This is a genomic window from Thermovirga sp. (genome assembly GCA_012523215.1).
Classification (GTDB): Bacteria; Synergistota; Synergistia; order Synergistales; family Thermovirgaceae; genus 58-81.
Window position 1 is genome coordinate 1 of record JAAYIZ010000246.1, and the last position, 4,280, is coordinate 4,280.

7 protein-coding genes are annotated in these 4,280 nt (G+C 60.1%); 3 read left to right on the top strand and 4 right to left on the bottom strand.

What is annotated here, in order from left to right; all coding sequences use genetic code 11:
• Positions 1 to 15 precede the first annotated feature (15 nt).
• Both GX108_06815 and GX108_06820 read left to right on the top strand, forming a co-directional pair.
• The gene (locus GX108_06815) at positions 16 to 351 is read left to right on the top strand and encodes a dinitrogenase iron-molybdenum cofactor biosynthesis protein (protein ID NLO56743.1); all 336 of its coding nucleotides are present in this window, start codon (positions 16 to 18) and stop codon (positions 349 to 351) included.
• Between the two features lie 89 nt (positions 352 to 440).
• The gene (locus GX108_06820) at positions 441 to 1,235 is read left to right on the top strand and encodes an Mrp/NBP35 family ATP-binding protein (protein ID NLO56744.1); all 795 of its coding nucleotides are present in this window, start codon (positions 441 to 443) and stop codon (positions 1,233 to 1,235) included.
• Here the strand turns inward: GX108_06820 and GX108_06825 are convergent.
• From GX108_06825 to GX108_06840, 4 genes are all read right to left on the bottom strand, one after another.
• Positions 1,207 to 2,067 carry a 4Fe-4S binding protein gene (locus GX108_06825; GenBank protein ID NLO56745.1) on the bottom strand — a complete coding sequence of 287 codons (861 nt, stop codon included), beginning with the start codon at positions 2,065 to 2,067 and terminating at the stop codon, positions 1,207 to 1,209. The genes GX108_06820 and GX108_06825 overlap by 29 nt on opposite strands.
• Positions 2,064 to 2,918, bottom strand: a complete 855-nt coding sequence (locus GX108_06830; GenBank protein NLO56746.1) for a 4Fe-4S binding protein — start codon at positions 2,916 to 2,918, stop codon at positions 2,064 to 2,066. The genes GX108_06825 and GX108_06830 overlap by 4 nt, the downstream gene beginning before the upstream one ends.
• Positions 2,911 to 3,282, bottom strand: coding sequence for a dinitrogenase iron-molybdenum cofactor (locus GX108_06835; GenBank protein ID NLO56747.1), 372 nt, complete (start codon positions 3,280 to 3,282; stop codon positions 2,911 to 2,913). Before GX108_06835 ends, GX108_06830 begins: the two co-directional genes overlap by 8 nt.
• A gap of 109 nt (positions 3,283 to 3,391) precedes the next feature.
• On the bottom strand, positions 3,392 to 3,700 hold the full coding sequence (locus GX108_06840) for a DUF5320 domain-containing protein (protein ID NLO56748.1): 309 nt from the start codon (positions 3,698 to 3,700) through the stop codon (positions 3,392 to 3,394).
• Positions 3,701 to 4,039: 339 nt separating this feature from the next.
• Between GX108_06840 and GX108_06845 the strand changes: the two genes are divergently transcribed.
• Positions 4,040 to 4,280: LemA family protein (locus tag GX108_06845; GenBank protein ID NLO56749.1), on the top strand; the 241-nt coding region annotated here is incomplete at its 3' end.

The window sequence follows — 4,280 nt, forward strand, 5'->3', positions numbered from 1 at the left end:
AAGGGAGGTCCCTCGATGAAGATCGCTATATCCTCAGAAGGACAGACGTTTGAAAGCCCGGTAGCAGAGCGTTTCGCCCGGTGCCCCTTTTTCCTCATCGTCGATGAGGAAGGTTCGCTCCTGGAGGCTCTATCCAACCAGGCCACACAGGCAGCCCATGGCGCCGGTGGAATGGCCGTGCAGTTCATAGCGTCCAAGGGCGTTTCAGCCCTCATCGCGCCGAGGCTGGGTCCCAACGCCGTCTCGGCCCTGAAAGCGGCGGGCATCCGCGCCTTCGAAGCCAGCGAAATGACCTGCAAGGAGGCTTTCGAGCAGTACAAAAAAGGCTCCTTGAGGGAGATCCCCCTCTAAATTAGAAAGAGGTGTCGCAAGTGAGCGATAACAAGTGCGAAGGGTGCCCCAGCGAAGGTACCTGCAGCCAAGACTCCGCAACTTGTTCTATGCCGGTCCCCACGAGGGGCTGTTTCAAACATATCATAGCCGTCGGCAGCGGCAAAGGAGGAGTGGGCAAGAGCAGCGTATCGGCCCTCCTGGCCATAGGTCTCTCCAGGCTGGGTCATAAAACAGCCCTCCTCGATGCCGACATAACAGGTCCGTCCATACCCTCCATGCTCGGCATCCACGGGATTCCCTCGGGTATTCGCAACGGGATCATCCCCCCGGCGTCGCCGATGCTGGGCATCAGGGTCATGTCGATGGCCCTTTTCATGGAGGATGACTCCAAGCCCGTGGTATGGCGAGGCCCCCTGATCGGCAACGTGATCAGCCAGTTCTGGAATAATACGGAGTGGGGCGACGCGGAGATACTCGTCATAGACCTGCCGCCGGGAACCTCCGACGCTCCACTGACGGTCATGCAGACCATAGCGCTCGACGGGGTGATCATGGTCACCACGCCGCAGGACCTCTCCGTCCGTATCGTCGAAAAAATGATGCACATGACGAAGCTGATGGACGTGCCGCTCCTGGGCATCGTCGAGAACATGAGCTACGCCATCTGCCCCCACTGCGGCGAGCGCTGGGACCTCTTCGGGCCAAGCCACCTGGATCGGATCTCCTCCAGGTGGGATATACCCGTCTTGGCCAGCCTCCCCGTGGATAAGCAAATAACGATCCTGGCCGATTCGGGCAGGATCGAAGAGTACCGCCTCGGGGATGAGCCCGAGGAGATGGCCGCCAAAGTGCTTTCCGCGGCGGCCTCCCTGGTCACATCTCCGCCAGGCGGCTCCAGATAGGCTCCAGGCGCTCCCGCAGTTCCGCCAGGGGTATCCTGGCCTGGGAAATGGCGTGCACCACGTCGGGAATGAAAGGAATGGAAGCGAGAAGAGGCAGGCCGTTTCGGCGGCAGGCCTCTTTTATTCTTTCCGAGCCCTCGGCGCTCAGATCGGCCTTGTTCAGCACCACCGCGGCCCTGGTCCCGAAACGCTCGCAGAGCTCGGCCACCCTATGCAGGTCATGCTCTCCCGAGATAGTCGGCTCGGTGATTATGAGGGCGACGTCGGCGCCGGTTATGGCCGATATGGCCGGGCAGGCTATACCCGGTGGTCCGTCGGTGAGGATGGTTTCCAGGCCCCTGCTTTCCGCGATCCTCCTGGCCTCCTTCCTGACCAGTTGGACCAACATCCCCGAGTTCTCACCACCCGGGTTGAGCCTGGCGTGGACCATGGGTCCCCAAGCCGTCTCACCCATAAACCAGGTACCCTGCCTGGTCTCCTCCATGGCAATGCATCCGACGGGGCATACCAAGGCGCAGGCGGCACAGCCTTCGCAAAAGGTCTTGTCCACCCTCGCCTTCCCATCCATCATTTCTATGGTGTCGAAGCGACAGACCTCCTTGCACTTGCCGCACCCTATGCATCTTTCCCTGTCGACCCCTGCGGTATCCATACCGATAAAGGCGTGTTCCTCCCACGGTTCGGGGTGGAGTAGTATCTCAAGGTCCGGCGCATCCACATCGGCATCGCAAAGAGCTAGGCCGCCCGGTGCCAACGCCGCCAGCGCCGCCGTTATGGAGGTCTTACCCGTGCCGCCCTTGCCGCTGATTATGGTTATCTCTCGAATCTTCATTTTCCTGCCATCCCCTTCACCGTCGTCCACAGGGTGAGCATGGCGTCCTTCCAGCCTGGATCGGTCGCTGCCGGAGGGTTGCCGACGGCGTAAGACTCGGCCACGGCCCTTGAAAAAGGAAGCCTTGCCGCCACGGGGACCCCGTATTTCCTCGTGAGACCCTCGATATCGGCCCTGCCCAGGTCGCAGCGGTTGATGACCGCCATCGCCGGTTTCTCCAGGTCATGGATCACCTGCAGCGCCAGGTCCAGGTCCGCATATCCGAAGGGCGTTGGTTCCGTCACCAGGACCACCACGTCGGCATCCTTTACGGCGGACACCATGGGGCAGGATGTCCCAGGAGGCGAATCGATGACCAGGTCTGATCCCTCGGCAAAAGCGGCCTTCAAAGCGGCGTCGATCACCGGCACAGGGTTGGGCATCCCCACGTGGAGCCGTCCCTCGAAGATGCGAAGGTCCCCTTTTCGACAGAGCCTGACCTCACCCACGGATCTCCCGACCTCGGTGATGGCTTTCTGCGGGCAGACCATGGAGCAGACCCCGCAGCCGTGGCAGAGGTCGTTGGGCACCGGGGCCTCGTCGCCGAACATCAGGAGCGCTCCGAATCGGCAATGCCGGACACACTCACCGCAGCGGTTGCAAAGCCTGTTGTCGATCACGGGCCAGGGGATCTCGACCAAGGAGGAACTCACCGCCTCGGCGCCAAGAAGTAGCGCCAGGTTGGGTTCCTCCACGTCGGCATCAACGCCCAAGAGCCCGGGCACGGTCACCAGCAGCGAGGCGGCCACGCAGCTCTTCCCCGTGCCGCCCTTCCCGCTGGCAATGGCCACGGTCAATGGCTTTTCAGGCATCAGTGATGGTGTGTTCCCCGTGGCCTTCACCGGTCACATGGCCACAGGCGCTATCCCCGCACTGGAGCGTGCCGTCGAGGAAGGCCTTCGCCACTTCGTCGGCATTGCCCCTGGCTCCTATCACCGGCCTGATGCCCGCCTCCTTGAATAGATCCTCGGCCCTGGGGCCCATCCCGCCGGCGATAATTACATCCACTTTCAGATCTGAAAGCCATCGGGGGATGACTCCCGGCGCATGCCCGGGGTTTGGATGATCCTGGTGGCCGACGATATTCTTGTCGTCGGTCTCGAAGATCCTGAATACCGGGGCATGCCCGAAGTGGAGGCTGACATTACCGTTTTCGAAAGCTACGGCTATTCTCATCTTGATGACCCTCCTTCGAGGTTTATGCAAAAATTTTATATCTTTACAACAAAAGACGGACCCGGTCCAACGGAACCGGGTCCAAGGAAAGGTCGCCGCTTAAAATGGGTCAGGCTTCCTTTTCGATGCTGTCGAGCCGATCTTTTACTACCTTCATCTCTGCTTCCAGGGCGCTGAGCTCTTCCTGGAGAGCCTGTTTCTCGTCAACGGGGTCCATCGCCGGGTACGCTCCGCCCCAAGGGGCTGCATAAGGCCCGTAACCCCACTGGCCGAACCAGCCTCTTCCGAAGCCTCTTCCAAACCCTGCTCCACGGCGGAAACCACGCCCGCGGCGGTATCCGGCGCCACAGGGGCCCATACCCCATCCCGTGCCGGGTCCGCTGCCGAACCAAGGGCCTCTTCCATCCCAACCGGGCATGACCATCGCCTCCTTCTTATTGATATTGGTTATCAATAGAATAGCATCTTTGATGTCAATGTCAATAGCTTGGGGTCAGGGCTTGATTTTGAGCATTTGTATACGATAAGGGCAGAAAAGCCGTAAATCGTGAGTCGGGTATCGCAAACCCTGAACCATGAACCGTGAACCGGAAACCGCAAAACCTATTCCTTTTTGCGACCCCGAGGGTTTTCGAGGTTTCGCCTCGCGTCTAACGCCTTGCCCTTTTAAAGTGTTTTGATCACGCTTCACGACCCCTCTTCGGCCCTTTTGATGTATATTATCTCCAACGAACCGACCAAAACGGGGGTGATCTTCATGACCATCTTGTGGATCCTTTTAATAGTGGCGGCCCTTCTTGCCCTGTACGTCTGGAGAGCCTACAACACCATGGTGCGTTCCCGCAACCTCGTCGACGAGGGGTGGAGCGGTATCGATGTCCAGCTCAAGCGTCGGGCCGACCTGGTGGTAAACCTTGTGGAGACCGTCAAAGGTTACGCCAAGCACGAAAAAGAACTCTTCGAGAAGGTAACCCAGGCCCGGGCGGCGGCCGTCGGCG

Bases quoted from the DNA above. Each gene is read 5' to 3' on its own strand.
- GX108_06830 (NLO56746.1), bottom strand. From the start codon at position 2,918: ATGCCTGAAAAGCCATTGACCGTGGCCATTGCCAGCGGGAAGGGCGGC.
- GX108_06820 (NLO56744.1), top strand. From the start codon at position 441: ATGCCGGTCCCCACGAGGGGCTGTTTCAAACATATCATAGCCGTCGGC.
- GX108_06825 (NLO56745.1), bottom strand. From the start codon at position 2,067: ATGAAGATTCGAGAGATAACCATAATCAGCGGCAAGGGCGGCACGGGT.
- GX108_06815 (NLO56743.1), top strand. From the start codon at position 16: ATGAAGATCGCTATATCCTCAGAAGGACAGACGTTTGAAAGCCCGGTA.
- GX108_06840 (NLO56748.1), bottom strand. From the start codon at position 3,700: ATGCCCGGTTGGGATGGAAGAGGCCCTTGGTTCGGCAGCGGACCCGGC.
- GX108_06835 (NLO56747.1), bottom strand. From the start codon at position 3,282: ATGAGAATAGCCGTAGCTTTCGAAAACGGTAATGTCAGCCTCCACTTC.